Origin of the sequence: Aeromonas fluvialis, assembly GCF_000819885.1 — a bacterium.
GTDB lineage: Bacteria > Pseudomonadota > Gammaproteobacteria > Enterobacterales > Aeromonadaceae > Aeromonas > Aeromonas fluvialis.
Genome location: NZ_CDBO01000035.1, coordinates 22,916 through 42,983 on the forward strand (window position 1 = coordinate 22,916; position 20,068 = coordinate 42,983).

Genomic DNA, 20,068 nt, shown 5'->3' on the forward strand with positions numbered 1-20,068 from the left:
GGAGTGCGGCATGGGTCACACCCCGGTTTGATCACAGGCCGGATGCGCAGCACTCCCTGCTGCGCATCTGTGGCATCTGACCAGCCTTACAGATAGTCGCGAACCAGCAGCTCGGCAATCTGTACACTGTTGGTTGCCGCGCCCTTACGAACGTTATCGGCCACGATCCACATATTGATACCACTCGGGTGAGAAATATCCTGACGCACCCGACCCACCAGCACCTCATCTTTGCCGGTTGCATCGCGCACCGGGGTCGGATAGTCCCCTTCGTCATCAAACAGGGTCACGCCGGGGGCGCTGCGCAGCAGATCCTTGACCTGTTCGGCATCGAGCGGCTGGTGCAGTTCGACGTGTACCGCCTCGGCGTGGCCGTAGAAGACCGGCACCCGCACGCAGGTGGGGTTCACGGCAATGGTGGCATCCCCCAGGATCTTCTGGGTTTCCCATACCATCTTCATCTCTTCACGGGTGTAGCCGTTGTCAGTGAAGCTGTCGATCTGCGGGATCAGATTAAAGGCGATCTGCTGCGAGTAGAGGCTTGGCTCTACCGGACGGCCGTTGAGCAGGTGGGCGGTCTGGCCCGCCAGCTCGCTGATCCCCTCTTTGCCCGAGCCTGACACGGATTGATAGGTGGCCACGTTGATGCGGGCGATCCCCACTTCGTCGTGCAGCGGCTTGAGGGCCACCAGCATCTGGATGGTGGAACAGTTGGGGTTGGCGATGATATTGCGATTGCGAAAATCGGCCAGCGCATCCGGGTTCACTTCCGGGATCACCAACGGGATATCTTCGTCGTAACGGAAACAGGAGGTGTTATCGATGACGATGCAACCGTGCTCGGCAGCAATCGGCGCCCACTTGGCAGAGGCCTCGGCACCGGCTGAAAAGAGCGCGATCTGCACCTGGCTCCAGTCAAACTCCTCCACATCGAGGATCTCGAGGTGCTTGCCGCCAAAACGCACGGTATCACCGGCGCTGCGGCTGGAAGCCAGCGGATAGAGGGTCGCCACCGGGAATTCGCGCTCTTCCAGGATCTCGATCATCGCCTGACCCACGGCGCCGCTGGCACCCAATACCGCTACGTTAAACTGCTGGCTCATTCTGTTCTCCTCTGATAATGCTGCAATGGCACCGGTTGGCGCCATGGTCGGCAGGCTCTCGCGTTGCGAGATGACGCTGCCTGATATGGCTGAACCTGCGCACTCAAGCCCGCGCAGGTTCAGTAAAAAAGGGACTGTATGACCAATGCGGCTCACACCATCCGGTTATCTTCCATCGATTCGCCCCGACTCAGGGGGGGGCAGCGCAAATCCCAACGCACCCAACATCTGGCTGGCATAGGCTCCCTCGATCAGCAGGGAGGATAGTTCACGGCGCTCGGGGTAGCGTTTACGCTGCTCGTCAAAGCTGCCCGGCAAGCCGAGTCGGGCCCGGAAGCGGGCGTCATCCCGGCGCACGTCATAGACCAGATGGACCAGCTGCTTGATCAGCGCCTGATCCGGCGCGCGGCCCGGCACCACCGCCTGCACGTCGGGAGCTGGCAAGAGCTGACTCAAATCCTGACGAGGCTGACGCCCCAACTGCTGGCAGAGCGCCTGATAGAGCATCCAGGTGCCCCGTGCCTTCCCCTCCAGGCTGTAACCGGCGATATGGGGGGTGGCAAGCTCGGTATGGGGCACCAGCGCTGCCAGTGGCTCGGGCTCGTTCTCCCACACATCCATCACCAGTCGCAACGACTTATCGCTCAGCTGACGTGCCAGCAGGGCGCGGTTATCCCACACCTCGCCACGGGAGGCGTTGATCAGGATCTGCCCGGCAGGACGTGCAGCAATCTGTTCGGCATCCAGCAGATGGTAGGTGGCATCCACCCCTTCACGGGTAATGGGCACATGGAAGCTGACGATGTCTGCCTCCAGCGCAGTGTGATAATCGACAAAGCCGCCGGCGGGATTATCACGCGCCCTGGGCGGATCGCAGCGCAGCACCCGCATGCCGAGTGCTTGGGCCTTGACGGCCACGCACTCGCCGGTATTGCCCGCGCCAATCACCGCCAGGGTCATCGCCGAGAGGTCGAGTTCATAGCGCTCCGCCAGCACCAGCAGGGCGGAGAGCACATAATCCCCCACCGAATACTTGTTGCAACCGGGGGCGCTGAAGAAGGGAATATTGCGACTTGCCAGCAGGGCCTTGTCCACATGGTCAGTGCCTATGGTAGCGGTGCCGACAAACCCGAGCTTGGGGCTGGTCGCCAGCAAATCGCCGTTGACGCGGGTGACCGAGCGCACCAGCAGCACATCGGCATCCAGCAGATCACGGGCCTGCATCTGCCGTCCGGGCAGGGCGACCACCTCGCCAAATTCGGCAAACAGCTCCACGGCATGGGGCATATTCTCATCAACGACTATTTGCATCGGGCTCTCTTTGGTCACAACCGCCACGGGGGCGCCATTCTAGCGCAAAGCCGCCCGAGATTTCAGCCTGTGATGCAATCAGGCGCGAAAGGGGCCACATTGCGCAGCGGCCACTCTATCCAGCTGTTCAGACAGAGGATGTCGCCACAAAAAAATGTGTAAGCAGAGGTAAGAATCGCGCTGCTCGGCTTGGTCCTGGCATGTCGCGATGGCATAATGCCCCTCTTTTTTTCGCGATCGCCCATACCCAGCATGCTGCCACACACACCGTCGCTCTCAACCTCCCTCTCCTCACTCACCCGCAGTCAGGTGCTCGGATTCAGTGCTCTGTTGATCCTGCCCCTGTTGCTGCTGGCCAGCCTGCCCTGGGAACCGTTTCTGACCGGTGCCCTGCAATCCGACTGGTTATGGTGGCCCTATGCCCTCACCCGCATGGTCGATATTCCCGGGATCGGGGTAAGTTGCGCTCTTTTGCTACTGCTGACCCGCTACAAACTGAAACTGGCGTGGACCCCTTTCCTGGCACTGGGATGTGTACTGGCGGCTCTGCTCGCCAGCGACTGGGTATTCAAGAGCCTGATCAAATACCTGACCGAAGAGCCCAGACCCTACCTGCTCTGGCTGGAGAGTCAGGCGCTGATCCCGGCCATCAAGAACTTCTACGCCAGCACAGTCGATGTGCGCAGCGAGCAGGTACACGCCGCCAGCCAGTTGCTGGCCCTGCCAGAATGGCTCGGCAACCACTGGCAGCAGGGGGTGAATTATGCCTTCCCCTCCGGCCACAGCATCGCCGCCATCAGCCTGGCCCAGTTCTTCGGCCTGATCTGGCTGGCCCGCGCCCCGGCTGGCGTCTGGCTGCTGCCACTGTTGGCTCTGGGGATTGGACTGTCACGTATGATACTCGGCATGCACTGGCCGATGGATGTGCTTGCCAGTGCCCTGCTTGGCACCGTCACGGCGCTGATGGCCGCCCGCTGGTGGCTGCACAGATATTGAATCCAGCGCCATCTTGCCGCGGCATCCTGCGTGGGATGGGAGGACAAGCCTGCGCTTTTTTGCCATAATGCCGCCTCATTTTACCCCGACCGAGATCCCATGACCGACGCAGTTCATACCCTCAAGGGCCGTTTCCGTGGTTTTTACCCCGTCGTCATCGATGTTGAAACAGCCGGGTTCAATGCCAAGACCGATGCTCTGCTCGAGATCGCGGCTTACACCCTGAAAATGGATGAGCAGGGCTGGCTCGTTCCCGAACAGATATTTCACTTTCATGTCGAGCCCTTCGAAGGGGCCAATCTGGAAAAGGCAGCGCTGGAGTTCACCGGCATCGACCCCTACAACCCGTTGCGTGGCGCTGTCTCAGAAAAAGAAGCACTGACCGAGATCTTCAAGGGGATCCGCAAGGGGATGAAGGAGCAGGATTGCGGCCGCGCCATCATAGTGGCCCACAACGCCACCTTCGATCACGGATTCGTGATGGCCGCCGCCGAGCGGGCCGGGCTCAAGCGCAATCCGTTCCACCCCTTTGCCACCTTCGATACCGCCGCCCTATCCGGGTTGGCCCTCGGCCAGACAGTACTGGCCAAGGCGTGCCAGAGCGCCCGCATCCCGTTTGATAATAAAGAGGCACACTCCGCCCTTTATGACACAGAGCGCACCACAGAGCTCTTCTGTCATATCGTCAATCGCTGGAAGAGCATGGGGGGCTGGCCGCCGGCTCATCCGGATGACGACACACCGGATGTCTCTGCCAACGATGAGGGACAGGAATAAACGGATGAAGGCTGCCACTGGCAGCCTTCGCTTTTTTGGGCAGTGGTTGATCGCACGGCGCACCGGAAATCGCCATCAACGTCACTATCAACCGCTGCGCGACAGATGCACAGAGACAAACCGGTCACAAACCCTCATGTTGAGCAACCTTGTGCCACATGCTGCTGCGATATGAGGGGGTTGACCGATTTTTTTCTCGACATTTGTCACATTTTTCGCAAACTAACTCCCCTTCACATGACAGACAGCAATAACAAACCATAAGGAAATCAAATGAATCCAGTTGTTATCGCAGTCGGGCTGATGCTGGTGCTCAGTCTGCTGCGGATCAATGTGGTGGTCTCGCTGGCGCTGGGGGCCATTGCTGGCGGCCTGGTCGGCGGGCTGTCGTTGACCGATACCCTCACCACCTTCAGCGGTGGCCTGGGCGGTGGCGCCGAGATTGCCCTCTCCTACGCCATGCTGGGCGCCTTTGCGGTTGCCATCTCCCGCTCCGGGATCACCGACCTGCTGGCCCGCAAGGTGATCAGCCAGTTGGGCAAGGATGCCAGCAGCACCCGCATCATGTGGGTCAAGACGCTGCTGCTCGGCTCCGTGCTGGCGGTGGCCGTCTCGTCACAGAACCTGATCCCGGTCCATATCGCCTTTATCCCCATCCTGATCCCGCCCCTGCTGCATGTGATGGCGCAGATGCAGGTCGATCGTCGCCAGGTGGCCTGCGTGCTCACCTTTGGCCTGACAGCCACCTACATGATGCTGCCGGTCGGCTTTGGTGGCATCTTCCTGAACAATATTCTGGCCAAGAACCTGATCGACAACGGCGTGCCCATCACCACCAGCCAGATCCCGCTGGCGATGGCCATTCCGGTCTCCGGCATGGTGCTGGGGCTGCTGGTGGCGGTGTTTATCAGCTACCGCAAACCGCGCCAGTATGACATGAGCAAGATCCTGGAAGCCGAGCCGGAAAGCGTCGAGCTGAATCTCACTCATATCTGGGTCGCCCTGCTGGCCATTGGCGTGGCGCTTGGTCTGCAACTGATGACCAACAGCATAGTGCTGGGTGCGCTGGCCGGTTTTGTCATCTTCACCTGCGGTGGCGTCATCAAGTTTCGCGAGAGTCAGGATGCCTTCACCCAGGGGGTGCGCATGATGTCGCTGATCGGCTTCATCATGATCTCCGCTGCCGGTTTTGCCGCCGTGATGAAAGCGACCCACGGGGTCGACAGCCTGGTCCAGATCGTTGCCTCCGGCATCGGTCAGCACAAGGGCATCGCCGCCTTCCTGATGCTGCTGGTAGGCCTGCTCATCACCATGGGGATCGGCTCCTCCTTCTCCACCGTGCCCATCATCGCCACCATCTATGTGCCGCTCTGTCTGCAACTCGGCTTCTCGCCGATGGCCATCATCGCGCTGGTCGGTACTGCTGGTGCTCTGGGGGATGCGGGCTCACCGGCTTCCGACTCGACCCTTGGCCCTACGTCGGGTCTCAACGCCGATGGTCAGCACGACCACATCTGGGACAGCGTGGTGCCCACCTTTATCCACTACAACATCCCGCTGGTGATGTTCGGCTGGATTGCGGCCATGGTGCTCTGATCGCCCCTCCGGCTACGACCTGTGCACTTCACAATGCAAAGCAAGAAGGCGACCTGATGGTCGCCTTCTTTATACCCACTCCCCTGATTCACCGGGATATGGTTCCGAAAGGAGAGGCTCTTTGTTGGGCCACTTGACATCCTCCCCACCTTGGCGCTTCGCGTCTCAGGAGGGGGTGAGGCTAGAACGAGTGAACTGGCGTTTGAAGACGGGGGCGCCATGTACATCCTGCCCGGCGAGGTGAAAGGTGTGTTTACCGATGTCGAGGCCATAGAGTGTGATAGTTGCCATGATGCTCTGAAGTAGAAAAGAAAAGCCCAGCACGCGTAGCCTGCTGGGCTGTGGGGTCTGGCTGCCCATCACCTCAAACCAGCACTCCCGAGAGTGCCGGCCTTGGCGTCATCATAGCCCATCAAATGGCAGGCAACTGGCAAGCTCAGGCGTCCAGTTCAACCAGCGCCTTGGCCAGCTCGATGGGTTCGAGCTCCTGACCTTCCAGGTCGGCGTTCCAGTTCGGGCCGACCAGCACATCGTCTTCATCCAGATCGTTGATCCAGATATCGAGGAACTCTTCCAGATCGATCACTTCCGGCTCGTAATCGGCCCACTCGTCGACGCAGTGCAGACGGGCATCCTCTTCGGCAGACCAGAGCGGCATCACATCGGCATCTTCAAATTCGGCGGAGCGGCAGACCACCCAGTCTTCCCCATAGCGCAGACCCCACACCTGCCCCGACTCGCGGACTTGTTCGATAAAGAGTTGGAAATTGGCGTCAAGGTTGTCGTTAAGCATGCTCATGGGGCTCTCTCTTTCTTTCGGGTGCTGCGGCATTGTCGGACGACAATACGATGGCCAAATGGTGTCGCAAAAGCGGCATGGACTCAAGCATATTGGGGTTATTACTGGAAAAAAGCCGAGATACCCCCTGTTTGCCTGCAAAAACGCCTCCCGCAGGAGGCGTGTAACAAGCCGAGGAGATCAACGCTCCCAGTATACCTCTTCCAGGCTGTCCTCTTTCTCCGGCAAACCGCGGGAGAGACGGGGACTGCTCTGGGCCAGCACTTCATAGCTGACGCGGTTGGCATATTTGCACACCTGGGCCAGCGAGGAGTAGGTCAGGAACTCGGAGATATGCTTGGCGGAGTTGGGCACATTCATCCGGTGATAGGAGTTGGCCACCATGTCGTGCAACACGGCGGAAAGTGCGCCATCCCCTGCCCCGTTGGTGTTCTTGATCTTCTCCGGGCCACCCATGTACGGGGAGATATGGGAGTAGATACGGGCAGGCTTGCGGCACTTGGCACGGGCCATCGGGCGGCTGAACTCATACATGTTGAACTCGGGGATAACGCCGGGCAGCAGAGTATGAGTGGTCTCGCGCTTGTAGTCCTCGTCGGTGTAGCTCGCCATGTAGAGGCCGATGGGACCAGCGGTACAGAGCACCATGTCGGCCCAATCGAGTGCCTTGTCGGCCGCACCAAGCGGATCTGCGATGCCGGTCAGGGCTTCACCTTCATCTTCGTTCATCGCCAGCACGGTCACGTTCTCGGCAATGAAGTCGCGCCACCACTGGGGGTTCTCATCGATGACGAAACGGGTGCCCAGGGTCAGCACTACAGGAATTCCGGCCTCACGGGCATAACGGACGGCAGCCATCGCAGCCTCTTTCATCGGGTCGCCATCGTCACCGCGCACCAGATAGGCGGTGATCACCAGTGCAGACGCCCCCTTGATCACCTCTTCCGGAATGTGCTGCACATCCAGCTGGTTCATCTTGCCTGCGTTGATGCCGAAGCTGCGCTCGCCACACTCGGTGATAAAGGTGAAGCAGCGACCGATGGGGCCATCGACTGGCTGCAGATAGTCCAGATTGACACGGGAAGAGGTGTTGCACAGATAACGGTAGGCGTAGCAGCCGATGCGGATATCCTGGCTCATCACCCCCAACAGGATGGAGTGGGAGTCGGCCAATACCGAGTAGTTGTGTACCGTGTTGCCTATGGTGCCGCCGGCAAACTCGCTCACTACCATGTTGTTGGTCTTGAGCTCGTCATAGATACGTTCGGCCACCTCGTCATTGATGACGACGGAGTGCCCCTTGCTCAGGCCATAACGGATCAGAAAGTCTTCATCCACATGCGCTTCGATATCAACCAGGGTCTGATCAATCCCGACGACGTAGGCTTTGCCCAGCTCGGTTAACAGGGGATTTTGCGGCACCAGGGGATCGCGTCTGTCGACAGGGAAGTAGTGTTTGGACTTGCGCTGACCGGGAAATTTCATGGCAATGTTCTGTGCTCTGGGGGAAAGAGGGGCGGGATTTTAACACAATCCACCGTCCCGAAAAGTCGCCCTGTTTAAATAATGGAGTCAGTATAGACAAGGCCTGCAAGGAAAAACGTTTGCCTTTTAACCATAAAAAAAACCACCCCGCCCGGGGTGGTTCCCTAGCACAAAAAAGCGTCGATTGTCAGGCGGCCGCCATGCCCTGCAACAGGGCCTGCACCGAGAAGAGGCCGAGTGCGAGCCAGAACAGCAAGGTGCCCAGAAAACGGGGCACATTGGGGGCTTTGGGGATCTGGATGCCGATGGCATGCAGGATGCGGCCGACCAACAGCATAGCGCCACCAGCATGCAGCCAGAACGCACCGGCACCGGAGAGCTCGCACAGCGCCATCAGCAGCAGGGTCAACGGCACATACTCGGCGAAGTTGCCGTGGGCCCGGATCGCAGCCAGCAGCTCGGGGGCTTCCCCCTGCCCTATCATCACCCCGAACTGGGCGCGGCGTCTGACCACCCAGAAGGAGAGCCCCAGAAACAGCAGCCCCAGCAGGCCGGCGTAAATCAGCGTGATATGTACCATGACTCAACTCCTTGTTTGACTGACTGCCGGTCACTCATGCCAATTCACGGCAAATGAGCGAGACCATCATCCTGATGTGGGCCTGATCACTGTTGAGGGCCGGAATATATTCAAACTGCTCGCCACCGGCCTCCATGAAGATCTCCCTGTTCTGCACCTGGATCTCCTCGAGGGTTTCGAGGCAGTCGGCGGCAAAAGCAGGGCAAATCACATCGAGCCGCTTGATCCCGGTGGTCGGCAGGCCTGCAATGGTCACGTCGGTGTAGGGCTTGAGCCACTCCTCCTTGCCAAAGCGGGACTGGAAACTGGCCGTCCACTGCCCGGCCTGCAGCCCGAGCGCCTCGGCCAGCAGGGTGGCGGTATGGCGACACTGGTGGCCATAGGGATCCCCTTCGTTCTCGTAACGCTCGGGAATACCGTGAAAAGACATCAGCAGGTGATCCCCCTGGCCGTGCTGCTCCCAGTGACGGCGCACGCTCATGGCCAACGCCTGGATGTATTCCGGATGGGCGTGGTAATCGCGGATGAGCCGCACCACCGGCAGATTGCGTTCTCTTTTCATCGCCTTGGCCCAGGCATCGAACACGGAAGCCGTGGTACTCACCGAATATTGCGGATAGAGAGGTAAAAGGATCACCCGGTTGACCCCCTTGGCCTTGAGCGCCTGCCAGCCATCATTCACTGATGGGGAACCATAGGTCATCGCCAGCTCCACCGGCACCTCGACCCCCTCCCGCTTGAGCTCCTGCTCCAGCGCGGCGCGCTGCTGTTGGCTGATGACCATCAGCGGCGAGCCCTGCTCGGTCCACACCTGCTGATAGAGCCTGGCCACTTTGGGCGATCGGGTCGGCAAGATGATGAAGTGGAGCAACGGGCACCAGAGATAACGAGGCAGATCAACCACCCGGCGATCGTGCAGGAACTGGCTGAGAAACGCTTTAACGGCTGCGGTGGTCGGCGCGGCTGGGGTACCCAGATTGACCAGCAATATTCCGGTTTTCGTGGTCACATTGGCTTCCTGTCTATCTGTCACTACGCAAAAAGGGCCCCGCAGGGCCCTTCTCTTTATTTACCTGATGGCACGGGAAACGGTTCCGGCAGCAAAGATCAGCCCAGAATGGTGACGAGCTGCTTGCTGACCAGATCAACCGGTTGGGTGCCGTCGATCTTGACGTAACGGGTGTGGCCCGCTTCCGCCTCTTTACCATAGAAGCCGATCAGCGGCGCGGTCTGCTGATGGTATACATCCAGACGCTTGCGCACTGTGGTCTCTTCATCGTCGGCGCGGATCACCAGATCTTCACCGGTCACGTCATCCTTGCCTTCCACTTTCGGCGGGTTGAACACCACGTGGTAAGTGCGGCCAGAGCCGGAGTGCACGCGACGACCGCTCATGCGCTTGACGATCTCTTCGTCCGGCACATCGAACTCCAGCACGAAATCAACCACGACACCGGCGTCCTTCATGGCTTGCGCCTGAGGAATGGTGCGCGGGAAACCGTCCAACAGGAAACCTTTGGCGCAATCCGGCTGAGCGATGCGCTCCTTGACCAGACCGATGATGATGTCGTCAGAGACCAGCTGACCTGCGTCCATCACAGCTTTGGCTTTCAGGCCGAGCTCGGTGCCCGCTTTGATCGCCGCACGCAGCATGTCGCCGGTGGAGATCTGGGGAATACCGTGTTTTTCCATGATGAACTGAGCCTGGGTACCTTTGCCGGCGCCCGGAGCCCCCAACAGAACAATGCGCATACACGCTCCTATTGATTGATTATTCAAATCTTGCGAAGGCAAAAAAGTACACGGTTTCACCCGTTTCTACAAGGGTGAGCCACCTGAATGAGCATTTTATCGCCACAACAACCGGCTGATCGAACAGGATTTCATCGCAAGGGGAAGACGCAAAAAAAGCCAAGGATTCAGCATAGAGCGCCATATGCAGGAAAGGCGTGTGGCAGAAAAAAAGATCCCGGCTCTAGGCCGGGAATTGCGCTCAAAAGTAACTACTTGTCGCTCGTAGTAGGAACAGGGCAATAGTAGTTGACCCCCTGAACGTCAACAACTGTCAGATGTGACAGGCAGGCCGCTATGGAACCGGAACTGGGGATCTGGCGAGCAGATAAGCTCGGCTTCCAGTTTGCCAAAGAAGGCCACCCGCTCGCTGATATCCTCCCCTGCATATTGCTCGGCCAAGGCCAGATAGTCCTGATAGTGGCGCGCTTCGGAGCGCAGCAAAGAGACATAGAAGCGGCTCAGCTCTTCGTCTAGATGGGGCGCCAGCTTGGCAAAACGCTCGCAAGAGCGGGCCTCGATGTAGGCGCCGATGATCATCTTGTCGACTATGGTGGCTGGCTCATGGGTGCGCACATGCTGCATCAATTGGCGGGCATAGCGGGAAGCGGTCACCGGCCCGTACTCGATGCCGCGGGCCTGCATGATCTCCAGCACCTGCTCGAAGTGATGCAGCTCCTCCTGAATAAGCCGTACCATGGGAAACAGCAGCGGATTGCGCGCCAGTTCGGCAAAGACGGTACGATCAGACTCCCCCATGGTGCGCTTGCCCAAAATCTCGGCCTTCTCCGGGATGGCATCCAGCTCGCGATAAAACTCTAGCTTGGGCAGCAAATGGCGCTTTCCTTTGGGCAGGCAGTAGCGACGCACCAGACTGTGGGCTGTGAGCGCGGCCTTGGTCTCGCAGTTGGCGTGATCGATGAGCAGGGTCGGCAGGTGGGCGGGATCCCGCGCCATCGCCACCCACTCATCGGGCGTCTCGCACTGCAAAAACTGGCGCACTGGGGCTAGCAGATCATCCATCTGAACTCTCGTTTGTTAAACACGTCGGTTAAAAGCGTATCGGTCATACACGTTGCCGCCTATGCTAGCGGATCCTGCTGGCCGTGCCCATATCCGGCAAGATAAGTGAATACTTATCAAACAGATATCTTCTCGCCTTCGACCCGAAACGCGCAAAAACGACAATGGGGGCCACTGGCCCCCATTTCGCTATCCCATCCGGCAAACCCGTAAACGTTTAACTGCCTTCGTTAAAAATTTCCAGATTGCTGGTGCCTTCCTGCCATTCACGCACCGCTTTGGTGTCATCGTTGCGCAGGGCGTTGAGGTGATCCAGATAGGATTGATCCACGTCGGAGGTGACATAGTGGCCGTTGAACACCGAGGTCTCGAAATGACGCAGGTCCGGGTTGATCTCCCGCACTGCCGCTTCCAGATCTTCCAGATCCTGGAAAATGAGGCCATCGGCACCGATCAGCTTGCACACCTCTTCCACTTCACGGCCGTGGGCGATCAGCTCGTTGGCGGTAGGCATATCGATGCCATAGACGTTGGGGAAACGAATTTCCGGTGCCGCCGAGGCGAAGTAGACCTTGGCCGCTCCCGCTTCACGGGCCATCTGGATGATCTGTTCGGAGGTGGTACCGCGCACTATGCTGTCATCCACCAGCAACACCTTCTTGCCCTTGAATTCGGAGCTGATGGCGTTGAGCTTGCGACGTACCGACTTCTTGCGCTGGGTCTGGCCCGGCATGATGAAGGTTCGGCCGATGTAGCGATTCTTCACGAAGCCCTGACGGTATGGCAGGTCGAGGGTGTGGGCGATCTCCAACGCCACGTCGCAGGAGGTCTCGGGGATGGGGATGACCACATCGACGTCGAGATCTTCCCACTCGCGGGCAATCTTCTGACCCAGTTTGCGACCCATGTTGAGGCGGGCAGCATAGACCGAGACCTTGTCGATACAGGAGTCGGGACGAGCAAAGTAGACATATTCGAAGATGCAGGAGCTCATCTGCGGGTTCTCCGCACACTGCTCGGAGAAGAGCTGACCCTGCTCTGTGATGTAGATGGCCTCGCCCGGTGCAATGTCGCGCACCGTTTCGAAGCCGATGGCATCGAGCGCCACGCTCTCGGAGGCAAGCATGTACTCCACCTGCCCCTGCTCGTCCTGACGACGACCGAGGATCAGCGGACGAATGCCGTTGGGATCGCGAAACCCGATGAGGCCATGACCTATCACCAGCGAAACCACCGCATAGGCACCGCGGATCTGCTGATGAACCTTGCGCACCGCAGCGAAGATATCTTCGGGGCGCAGGGCCATCTTGTCACAGCGATCCAGCTCGTGAGCCAGCACGTTCAACAACACTTCGGAATCCGAGGTGGTGTTGATATGACGGCGGGCCACCTTGAACTGCTGCTCCTTGAGATCCTTGGCGTTGGTGAGGTTGCCGTTATGGGCCAGCACCATGCCGTAGGGAGAGTTCACGTAAAAAGGTTGGGCTTCAGCGGCACTGGAGCTGCCTGCGGTGGGATATCTGACATGTCCTATGCCGATATGCCCCTTCAGTCGCTGCATGTGGCGCACTTCAAACACGTCCTTCACCAGGCCATTGGCCTTGCGTTGCCGGAAGTTTCCACTATCAATGGTCACAATCCCGGCGGCATCCTGTCCCCTGTGCTGCAACACCGTCAAGGCGTCGTAGAGGGCCTGATTGACGGGGGTGGTGCCAACTATACCGACAATACCACACATGTCTTTGCTACCTCGAAGTCACTATACCTGTTTAAGAAAACTCGATGAGTTCAACATGAACCCGAAGAACCACTGAATAACCGGCTTGAACTCCGGCACCAGCTTGGACGCCACCCACCAGTCACTCTGGGAGAGGCTGGTAAAGGTATCCATGAAAAAAAGCAGGGCACTGACGATCAGCACCCCGCGAATTGCGCCGAAGCAGACTCCCAGCACCCGATCGGTACCCGAGAGCCCCGTCTTGTCCACCAACAAGCCCACCACATAGTTGACCACACTGCCGAGGATCAGGGTCACCACGAACAGGGCGGCAATCGCCAATCCATTGCGTACCAGGGCATCGGAGAAGGAGGTGAAATAGACGGCAAGATCGGGATAGAAGTGGCTGGCAATAAAGAAGGCGACGAACCAGGTGACGAGAGACATGGCCTCCTTGACGAAGCCGCGTACCAGGCTGATGAGGGCAGAAAAACCGACGATACCGATGATGGCGTAATCAATCCAGACCATAGAAAAAGATGTCCTGCGAAATTGCGGCGCAGTCTAACAAAAACGATTGCGCATTGCTTGATAAAATTGTGTTAACTGTTGAAAGCCTGCGATTGGCGCTGATTTTTTCGCCACCAAAACGGTTGGCTGGCGCCAGAATGCACAACGCCATGGCATGGCCATGGCGTTGTTGTCTGCAACGAACGCTTACCCTATGTGGGTCAGGCCACCCATGTAGGATTGCAGGGCAGCCGGGATGGCGATACGGCCATCTTCCTGCTGGTAGTTCTCGAGCACAGCCACCAGGGTGCGGCCCACCGCGAGGCCGGAGCCGTTCAGGGTGTGGAGCAGCTGCGGCTTGCCATCGATCCGCACCCGGGCCTGCATGCGGCGTGCCTGGAAGTCGGTGCAGTTGGAGACAGAAGAGATCTCGCGATAGGTGTTCTGGGCTGGCAGCCACACTTCCAGATCGTAGGTCTTGGCAGCGCAGAAGCCCATGTCACCGGTACAGAGCGCCATCACGCGATACGGCAACTCCAGCAGTTGCAACACCTTCTCGGCGTGGCCCGCCATCTCTTCCAGCGCTTCCCAGGATTTCTCCGGGTGAACCAGCTGGACCATCTCGACCTTGTCGAACTGGTGCATACGGATGAGGCCGCGGGTGTCACGACCGTAGGAGCCCGCCTCGGAGCGGAAGCAGGGGCTGTGAGCGGTCATCTTGATTGGCAGCTCTTGCGCGTCGAAGATCTCGTCGCGTGCCATGTTGGTGAGCGGCACTTCGGAGGTCGGGATCAGGGAGAACTTGCGCACCTTGCCCTCATCTTCCCCTTCCCCACCGATGCCGGTGTTAAACAGGTCTTCGGAGAACTTGGGCAGCTGACCGGTGCCATAGAGGCTGTCCGGGTTGACCAGATAGGGCACGTAGCACTCTGTGTAGCCATGCTGCTGGGTATGCAAGTCCAGCATGAACTGGGCCAGGGCGCGGTGCAGACGGGCTATCTGGCCTTTCATCACCACAAAACGGGCACCGGAGAGCTTGACGCCGTTTTGGAAGTCGATGCCCTTGACCTCTTCACCCAGATCCACGTGATCGCGTACCGGGAAGCTGAACTCGCGCGGGGTGCCCCAGCGGCGCACTTCCACGTTGTTGTTCTCATCGCGACCGACCGGGGTAGTCTCGCTCGGCAGATTGGGGATCATATCGGCGATAGTCTTGAGCTCGGCCAGCAGGGCCTCCAGCTCGACCTTGCTGGTTTCCAGCTCTTCGTTGATCTTGGTAACAATGGCCTTGAGGGGGGCAACATCTTCACCACGACGGGCAGCTTCACCGATGGATTTGGATCGGGCGTTACGCTCGGCCTGCAGCTCCTGGGTACGGGACTGCAGATCCTTGCGTTTCTCTTCCAGAGCATTGACAGCCGCTACGTCCAGAACGTAGCCACGTGTCGCCAGACGAGCGGCAGCTTCTTCAATGTCGCTGCGCAGATATTTGGGATCCAGCATGGTTTACCTACTTTTTTAAAATGGGATCTGGGCCTGAGTCATCATGACGGGCTTGGAAACAGATCCGGAAGTTAACATCGGTTGGCATACCCCAATCGTCTTCAGAATCGGCCCCGGAGGAGCGGGTCGTCGAAATCAGGAAGATGGCACCAAGCCAAGACAAACGGGGTCAGGAGGGCAGTGTAGCAGACCGCCCCCCTGCCCGAACAGGGACTATTTGCCTCGTTTTCGCGGCGGATCACGCCAAGGGGGCCAGATTATTCAAGGGGTTGGCCAATTTTCAGACAATCTCTTCCCGCAAGGATCAGGGGCGCCGTTTATGGGGACTCTGACGGTCCAGATCATGGAGATAATCGAGCTTCTGGGCGATCTGCTTCTCAAGGCCGCGATCAGTGGGCTGATAGTACCGTTTGCCCGCCAGCTCGGGCGGGAAATACTCCTCGCCGGCGGCATAGGCACCCGGCTCGTCATGGGCATAGCGATACTCGGCGCCATAGCCCAGATCGCTCATCAGCTTGGTCGGCGCGTTGCGCAGATGCACCGGCACCTCGAAGTCAGGCTGGTTTTTGGCATCATGAAGCGCCGCCTTCCAGGCGGTGTAGACCGCATTGCTCTTGGGGGCACAGGCGAGATAGACGATCGCCTGGGCGATGGCTCGCTCCCCTTCCGCCGGGCCGATGCGATGAAAGCAATCCCAGGCCGACAGGGCAACCTGCATGGCACGGGGATCGGCATTGCCTACATCTTCCGAGGCTATCGCCAGCAAGCGGCGGGCGATGTAGAGCGGATCGCAACCGGCACTCACCATGCGGGCATACCAGTAGAGCGCCGCATCCGGCGCCGAGCCGCGAATGGATTTGTGTACCGCCGAGATGAGGTCATAGAAGTGATCCCCCCCCTTGTCGAAACGGGCCACATGCTCCCCCACCACGGCGGCGAGCAGGGTGCTGTCGATCACCCGCGCCCCTGTACCATCGCTTTCGGCCATGTCGGCCAACAGCTCGAGATAGTTGAGGGATTTGCGCCCGTCGCCGTCCACCGCCTTGGCCAGTGCCTCTTTGACGCCGGGGGTAAACGTGAGCGCCGGATCATTGAGGCCGCGGGGGTCCTGCATCGCCTGATCGATCATGGCGAGGATATCCTCCTCCTCCAGTCGCTTTAACAGATAGACCCGGGCCCGGGATAACAGCGCGTTGTTGAGTTCGAACGAGGGGTTTTCGGTGGTGGCGCCAATAAAGGTGATGGTGCCATCTTCGATGTGGGGCAGGAACACATCCTGCTGGCTCTTGTTAAAACGGTGCACCTCATCCACGAACAGGATGGTGCGCACCCCGCGCCAACTGTTCTCTTTGGCCTTGTCGATAGCGGCACGGATCTCCTTGATGCCGGAGGTCACCGCCGAGAGCCGCTCCACTTCCGCCTGACAGTAGTGAGCCATCAGCTCCGCCAGTGTGGTCTTGCCGGTACCGGGTGGTCCCCACAGGATCATGGAGTGGCAGTGACCTGCCAGGATCGCTTTGCGCAGGGGCTTGTCAGGCCCCAGGATATGCTGCTGACCGATATACTGGTCGAGATTTTGCGGCCGCATCCGGGCCGCCAGCGGACGAAAGTCCGACGAGAAATCCAGCGAGAGATTGCTCATCAGCGCTGATCATCCAACTCGACCCCCTGCGGGATCTTGAAGACAAACTCGTTACCCTTGAGCACCGGCTTGCGGTTGAAGTTATTGAGGGTAAATTCGGTCCACTGCCCCTGCGCCTCTTTCACATCAAAACGACTGATGTGGTTGTCGCGATCGAAGGTGACGCGGAAGGAGGAGATAAGCTCGCTCGGGTCACGGCTGGTGACAGTGTAGACATCCCCCTGCCGGGTCACGTCGTAGTGCTTCCACTGCTTGTCGTCATTGCCGGTGATGAGCACAAAGGGAGTGTTGAGCACCGCATCCTTCATGTTGAGGGCGGTAACCTGCTCGACGAAGGGATCGTATACCCAGACATCCTTGCCATCAGCCACGATCAGGCTCTCGTCAGGGACAGTGGTGTGCCAATTGAAATGGTTGGGGCGTTGCACCACCAGATCGCCGCTGGCGCGTTGTAGCTCCTTGCCCTTGCTGTCGTAGACCGTCTGGGAAAACGTAGCAGAGAAGAGGCTGACACTGGCAAGCTTCTGTTTGAGATCGCTGGCGGCATCGGCCCACACCTGGCTGCTGGCAACCAGCAGCATGGATCCGATCAACAGCTGTTTTTTCATCATGCTTTTCATAACGACCATCTCGATAAAAGGCCACGCCCACAGGGGGCATGGCCAGGATAATAGTGAAAGGGGGCGCCTTAGTCCCGCACCGGCGGCGGTGCCAGCACATCGCGCTGACCGTTGCCACCCGGGGCGCTCACAATGCCCTGATTTTCCATCTGCTCGATGAGACGAGCGGCCCGGTTGTAACCGATTTTGAACTTGCGCTGCACACTGGAGGTCGAACCACGGCGGGACTCCACCACGAAAGCGACCGCCTCGTCGAACAGGGGGTCGAGCTCTTCGTCATCTCCACCACCATATTCGCTGCTGCCGCCCTCGCCGCCCGACTCACCGGAGAGGATCTCCTCGATATAATTCGGCTCGCCGCGCAATTTCCAGTCCGCCACCACCTTATGCACCTCGTGGTCATCGACAAAGGCACCGTGTACCCGGGTCGGGTTGGAGGTGCCGGCCGGCATGTAGAGCATGTCGCCCATGCCGAGCAGAGATTCGGCACCACCCTGATCGATGATGGTGCGCGAGTCGATCTTGCTCGACACCTGGAACGAGATACGGGTCGGGATGTTGGCCTTGATAAGGCCTGTGATGACATCCACCGACGGACGCTGGGTCGCCAGGATCAGGTGGATACCGGCTGCCCGTGCCTTCTGGGCGATACGGGCAATCAGCTCTTCCACCTTCTTGCCGACGATCATCATCATGTCGGCGAACTCGTCCACCACCACCACGATATGGGGCAGCTTCTCCAGCTCTGGCGGTGTCTGATCCATGGAGTCGCCCGGACGCCATAACGGATCGAGCAAGGGGTCACCCTCCTCGATGGCGGCCAGTACCTTATCGTTGTAACCCTTGAGGTTGCGCACCCCGACAGCCGACATCAACTTGTAACGACGCTCCATCTCCCCCACACACCAGCGCAAGGCATTGGCGGCGTCCTTCATGTCGGTCACCACCTCGGTCAACAGATGAGGGATCCCCTCGTAGACCGACAGCTCCAACATCTTGGGGTCGATCATGATGAAGCGCAGATCGTCCGGCGATGACTTGTAGAGCATGGAGATGATCATGGTGTTCACCCCCACCGATTTACCGGAGCCAGTGGTACCGGCCACCAGCAGGTGCGGCATCTTGGCGAGGTTGACCACCACCGGCTCGCCGGCGATGTCCTGACCCAGGCCCATGGTGAGCGGATTGCGGCTATCGCGGAACGCATCGCAGTCGAGGGTCTCACGCAGGTAGACGGTCTGACGCACCCGGTTGGGCAACTCGATCCCCACATAGGTTTTGCCAGGGATCACCTCCACCACCCGCACGCTGCTGGCCGACAGAGAACGGGCCAGATCGCGGGAGAGATTGGTGATCTTGCTCGCTTTCATACCTGGGGCCAGATCCAGCTCGAAGCGGGTAATGACCGGGCCCGGATAGACGCCGACCACCTTGGCCTGAACGTTGTAATCGGCGAGCTTGGCCTCCACCAAACGCCCCATCCGCTCCAGCTCATCCTTGGTCATCATCTGGGTCTTGGCCGGTGGACGATCCAGCAGCTCGAGGCTAGGCAGTGGCGGCAGATTGGCCTGCACGCGGCGCTTGGGTTTGGCCGCCATGGGGACGACAGGGGCAACCGGAGCATCCTCACCCTCTGCCCATGGCAGATCGAGCTCTTCATCGTCGTCATCGGCAAGGGCACTCCGACGATTGCTGGCGGGCGCGGCCCGTTTGGCCTTTACCACAGGAGCCGGCTCGTCATCAAACTGAGGATCAAATTCGAAGGTGTCGTCGTCCAGCTCCGGCAGCCACTCTTCCTGCGACTCTTTCTGATTTTTACCCTTGGCGCGACGCCCCCAGTTATTGTGAGGCTCGTCTTCATCCTCATCATCAAGAGCGATGGCGCCAACGCCCCCCTCCAGCAGGGGATCCGGCCCCTCGTTGCGAGGTTGACGCCAGCCACCGGTGAGCCAGCGACCCAGGGTGGTCGGGAGGTGGTAAACGGCACTGACCGAACCCGTACAGGCCGCGCCGATCTGCTCGACGATGGTAAGCCAGGACCAACCAGTGAAGAGAGTAATACCGGTCGCCACGAAGCAGAGCAGCATCAGGTTGGCCCCGACACCACCAAACAGCGGCACCACGGCAGAGGCAATCACATCCCCCACCAGCCCGCCGGCAGAGAAGTTTTGCAGATCGTTGAAGTTCATGCTGGCGATGGCGGACATGCCGAGCACGGTCAGAATAAAACCGATGATCCGCACCCCCAGGGTGAGGTAATCCACATCGAGCAGGCGGCTTGGCCGCCAGAAGAGGCTCCAACCCAGCAGTACCATCAGTGGTGGAACCAGATAGGAGAAAGCACCAAAGGTAAACATGGTCATGTCGGCGAGCCAGGCCCCGGCACTACCGGCGAGGTTCTTCACCTCCCCTTGCCAGGAAGTCTGGGACCAACCGGGATCGGCGGGATGATAGGACAGCAGGGCGAGCAGAAGATAAGCAGCCATCAGGGTGATGGCGATCAAGACGGCTTCGAAGATCCGTTGTGTACCTGATAAAGGAGTAAACAGCTTTTTATCGGCCAAACTCCGGCTCCTTTCTGAGAACATGTAATGCAGGAAAATAAGGGGGCCCAG

The 20,068-nt window shown here is 59.3% G+C and carries 17 protein-coding genes and 1 pseudogene; 3 read left to right on the top strand and 15 right to left on the bottom strand.

The window, feature by feature from the left end; genetic code table 11:
* Positions 1-86: 86 nt before the first annotated feature.
* Both BN1125_RS07405 and BN1125_RS07410 read right to left on the bottom strand, forming a co-directional pair.
* A complete protein-coding gene (locus BN1125_RS07405; protein WP_042011511.1) occupies positions 87-1,103 on the bottom strand; it encodes an aspartate-semialdehyde dehydrogenase in 1,017 nt (338 codons plus the stop codon).
* 165 nt (positions 1,104-1,268) lie between these two features.
* Positions 1,269-2,414, bottom strand: a complete 1,146-nt coding sequence (locus tag BN1125_RS07410) for a 4-phosphoerythronate dehydrogenase (RefSeq protein ID WP_042011513.1) — start codon at positions 2,412-2,414, stop codon at positions 1,269-1,271.
* Positions 2,415-2,666: 252 nt separating this feature from the next.
* Here BN1125_RS07410 and BN1125_RS07420 point away from each other — a divergent pair, with 252 nt between their 5' ends.
* From BN1125_RS07420 to BN1125_RS07430, 3 genes are all read left to right on the top strand, one after another.
* Positions 2,667-3,410 carry a phosphatase PAP2 family protein gene (locus BN1125_RS07420; protein ID WP_042011515.1) on the top strand — a complete coding sequence of 248 codons (744 nt, stop codon included), beginning with the start codon at positions 2,667-2,669 and terminating at the stop codon, positions 3,408-3,410.
* Between the two features lie 99 nt (positions 3,411-3,509).
* A complete protein-coding gene (gene rnt, locus BN1125_RS07425) occupies positions 3,510-4,187 on the top strand; it encodes a ribonuclease T (protein WP_042011516.1) in 678 nt (225 codons plus the stop codon).
* A 273-nt stretch (positions 4,188-4,460) separates the two neighbouring features.
* Positions 4,461-5,783: a Na+/H+ antiporter family protein gene (locus BN1125_RS07430; protein ID WP_042011517.1), complete on the top strand. Its 1,323-nt coding sequence runs from the start codon at positions 4,461-4,463 to the stop codon at positions 5,781-5,783.
* Positions 5,784-5,960: 177 nt separating this feature from the next.
* On the opposite strand, the pseudogene BN1125_RS19010 reads toward BN1125_RS07430, so the two are convergent.
* The 13 genes and pseudogenes from BN1125_RS19010 to BN1125_RS07495 all read right to left on the bottom strand — a co-directional run.
* Positions 5,961-6,074: pseudogene (locus tag BN1125_RS19010) on the bottom strand (IS110 family transposase); the annotation flags it as partial.
* A 145-nt stretch (positions 6,075-6,219) separates the two neighbouring features.
* Positions 6,220-6,582: a DUF2750 domain-containing protein gene (locus tag BN1125_RS07440; protein ID WP_005337077.1), complete on the bottom strand. Its 363-nt coding sequence runs from the start codon at positions 6,580-6,582 to the stop codon at positions 6,220-6,222.
* Between the two features lie 180 nt (positions 6,583-6,762).
* The gene (locus BN1125_RS07445; protein ID WP_042011520.1) at positions 6,763-8,067 is read right to left on the bottom strand and encodes an inosine/guanosine kinase; all 1,305 of its coding nucleotides are present in this window, start codon (positions 8,065-8,067) and stop codon (positions 6,763-6,765) included.
* Between the two features lie 187 nt (positions 8,068-8,254).
* Positions 8,255-8,647, bottom strand: a complete 393-nt coding sequence (locus tag BN1125_RS07450) for an MAPEG family protein (RefSeq protein WP_042011521.1) — start codon at positions 8,645-8,647, stop codon at positions 8,255-8,257.
* A 34-nt stretch (positions 8,648-8,681) separates the two neighbouring features.
* Positions 8,682-9,656 carry a ferrochelatase gene (hemH, locus tag BN1125_RS07455; protein ID WP_042011522.1) on the bottom strand — a complete coding sequence of 325 codons (975 nt, stop codon included), beginning with the start codon at positions 9,654-9,656 and terminating at the stop codon, positions 8,682-8,684.
* A 98-nt stretch (positions 9,657-9,754) separates the two neighbouring features.
* On the bottom strand, positions 9,755-10,399 hold the full coding sequence (gene adk / locus BN1125_RS07460) for an adenylate kinase (RefSeq protein WP_042011524.1): 645 nt from the start codon (positions 10,397-10,399) through the stop codon (positions 9,755-9,757).
* Positions 10,400-10,702: 303 nt separating this feature from the next.
* Entirely contained in the window at positions 10,703-11,461 is a 759-nt protein-coding gene (miaE, locus tag BN1125_RS07465; RefSeq protein WP_042011525.1) for a tRNA isopentenyl-2-thiomethyl-A-37 hydroxylase MiaE, read from the bottom strand.
* A 217-nt stretch (positions 11,462-11,678) separates the two neighbouring features.
* Positions 11,679-13,199 (bottom strand): amidophosphoribosyltransferase, encoded by a 1,521-nt coding sequence (gene purF, locus BN1125_RS07470; RefSeq protein ID WP_042011527.1) that lies wholly within the window; start codon positions 13,197-13,199, stop codon positions 11,679-11,681.
* A 21-nt stretch (positions 13,200-13,220) separates the two neighbouring features.
* Complete coding sequence (locus BN1125_RS07475; RefSeq protein ID WP_042011528.1) at positions 13,221-13,709, bottom strand: CvpA family protein; 489 nt, start codon at positions 13,707-13,709, stop codon at positions 13,221-13,223.
* A 186-nt stretch (positions 13,710-13,895) separates the two neighbouring features.
* A complete protein-coding gene (gene serS, locus BN1125_RS07480; RefSeq protein ID WP_042011529.1) occupies positions 13,896-15,191 on the bottom strand; it encodes a serine--tRNA ligase in 1,296 nt (431 codons plus the stop codon).
* Positions 15,192-15,495: 304 nt separating this feature from the next.
* On the bottom strand, positions 15,496-16,833 hold the full coding sequence (locus BN1125_RS07485; RefSeq protein ID WP_042011531.1) for a replication-associated recombination protein A: 1,338 nt from the start codon (positions 16,831-16,833) through the stop codon (positions 15,496-15,498).
* On the bottom strand, positions 16,833-17,441 hold the full coding sequence (gene lolA, locus BN1125_RS07490; RefSeq protein WP_042011569.1) for an outer membrane lipoprotein periplasmic chaperone LolA: 609 nt from the start codon (positions 17,439-17,441) through the stop codon (positions 16,833-16,835). The genes BN1125_RS07485 and lolA overlap by 1 nt, the downstream gene beginning before the upstream one ends.
* 80 nt (positions 17,442-17,521) lie before the next feature.
* Positions 17,522-20,017, bottom strand: a complete 2,496-nt coding sequence (locus BN1125_RS07495) for a DNA translocase FtsK (protein ID WP_042011532.1) — start codon at positions 20,015-20,017, stop codon at positions 17,522-17,524.
* Positions 20,018-20,068 lie beyond the last annotated feature (51 nt).

What these genes read in the sequence shown, in the direction of transcription:
- BN1125_RS07405 (WP_042011511.1), bottom strand. Translation starts at nt 1,103, where the DNA reads ATGAGCCAGCAGTTTAACGTAGCGGTATTGGGTGCCAGCGGCGCCGTG.
- BN1125_RS07410 (WP_042011513.1), bottom strand. Translation starts at nt 2,414, where the DNA reads ATGCAAATAGTCGTTGATGAGAATATGCCCCATGCCGTGGAGCTGTTT.
- BN1125_RS07420 (WP_042011515.1), top strand. Translation starts at nt 2,667, where the DNA reads ATGCTGCCACACACACCGTCGCTCTCAACCTCCCTCTCCTCACTCACC.
- rnt (WP_042011516.1), top strand. Translation starts at nt 3,510, where the DNA reads ATGACCGACGCAGTTCATACCCTCAAGGGCCGTTTCCGTGGTTTTTAC.
- BN1125_RS07430 (WP_042011517.1), top strand. Translation starts at nt 4,461, where the DNA reads ATGAATCCAGTTGTTATCGCAGTCGGGCTGATGCTGGTGCTCAGTCTG.
- BN1125_RS07440 (WP_005337077.1), bottom strand. Translation starts at nt 6,582, where the DNA reads ATGAGCATGCTTAACGACAACCTTGACGCCAATTTCCAACTCTTTATC.
- BN1125_RS07445 (WP_042011520.1), bottom strand. Translation starts at nt 8,067, where the DNA reads ATGAAATTTCCCGGTCAGCGCAAGTCCAAACACTACTTCCCTGTCGAC.
- BN1125_RS07450 (WP_042011521.1), bottom strand. Translation starts at nt 8,647, where the DNA reads ATGGTACATATCACGCTGATTTACGCCGGCCTGCTGGGGCTGCTGTTT.
- adk (WP_042011524.1), bottom strand. Translation starts at nt 10,399, where the DNA reads ATGCGCATTGTTCTGTTGGGGGCTCCGGGCGCCGGCAAAGGTACCCAG.
- miaE (WP_042011525.1), bottom strand. Translation starts at nt 11,461, where the DNA reads ATGGATGATCTGCTAGCCCCAGTGCGCCAGTTTTTGCAGTGCGAGACG.
- purF (WP_042011527.1), bottom strand. Translation starts at nt 13,199, where the DNA reads ATGTGTGGTATTGTCGGTATAGTTGGCACCACCCCCGTCAATCAGGCC.
- BN1125_RS07475 (WP_042011528.1), bottom strand. Translation starts at nt 13,709, where the DNA reads ATGGTCTGGATTGATTACGCCATCATCGGTATCGTCGGTTTTTCTGCC.
- serS (WP_042011529.1), bottom strand. Translation starts at nt 15,191, where the DNA reads ATGCTGGATCCCAAATATCTGCGCAGCGACATTGAAGAAGCTGCCGCT.
- BN1125_RS07485 (WP_042011531.1), bottom strand. Translation starts at nt 16,833, where the DNA reads ATGAGCAATCTCTCGCTGGATTTCTCGTCGGACTTTCGTCCGCTGGCG.
- lolA (WP_042011569.1), bottom strand. Translation starts at nt 17,441, where the DNA reads ATGAAAAAACAGCTGTTGATCGGATCCATGCTGCTGGTTGCCAGCAGC.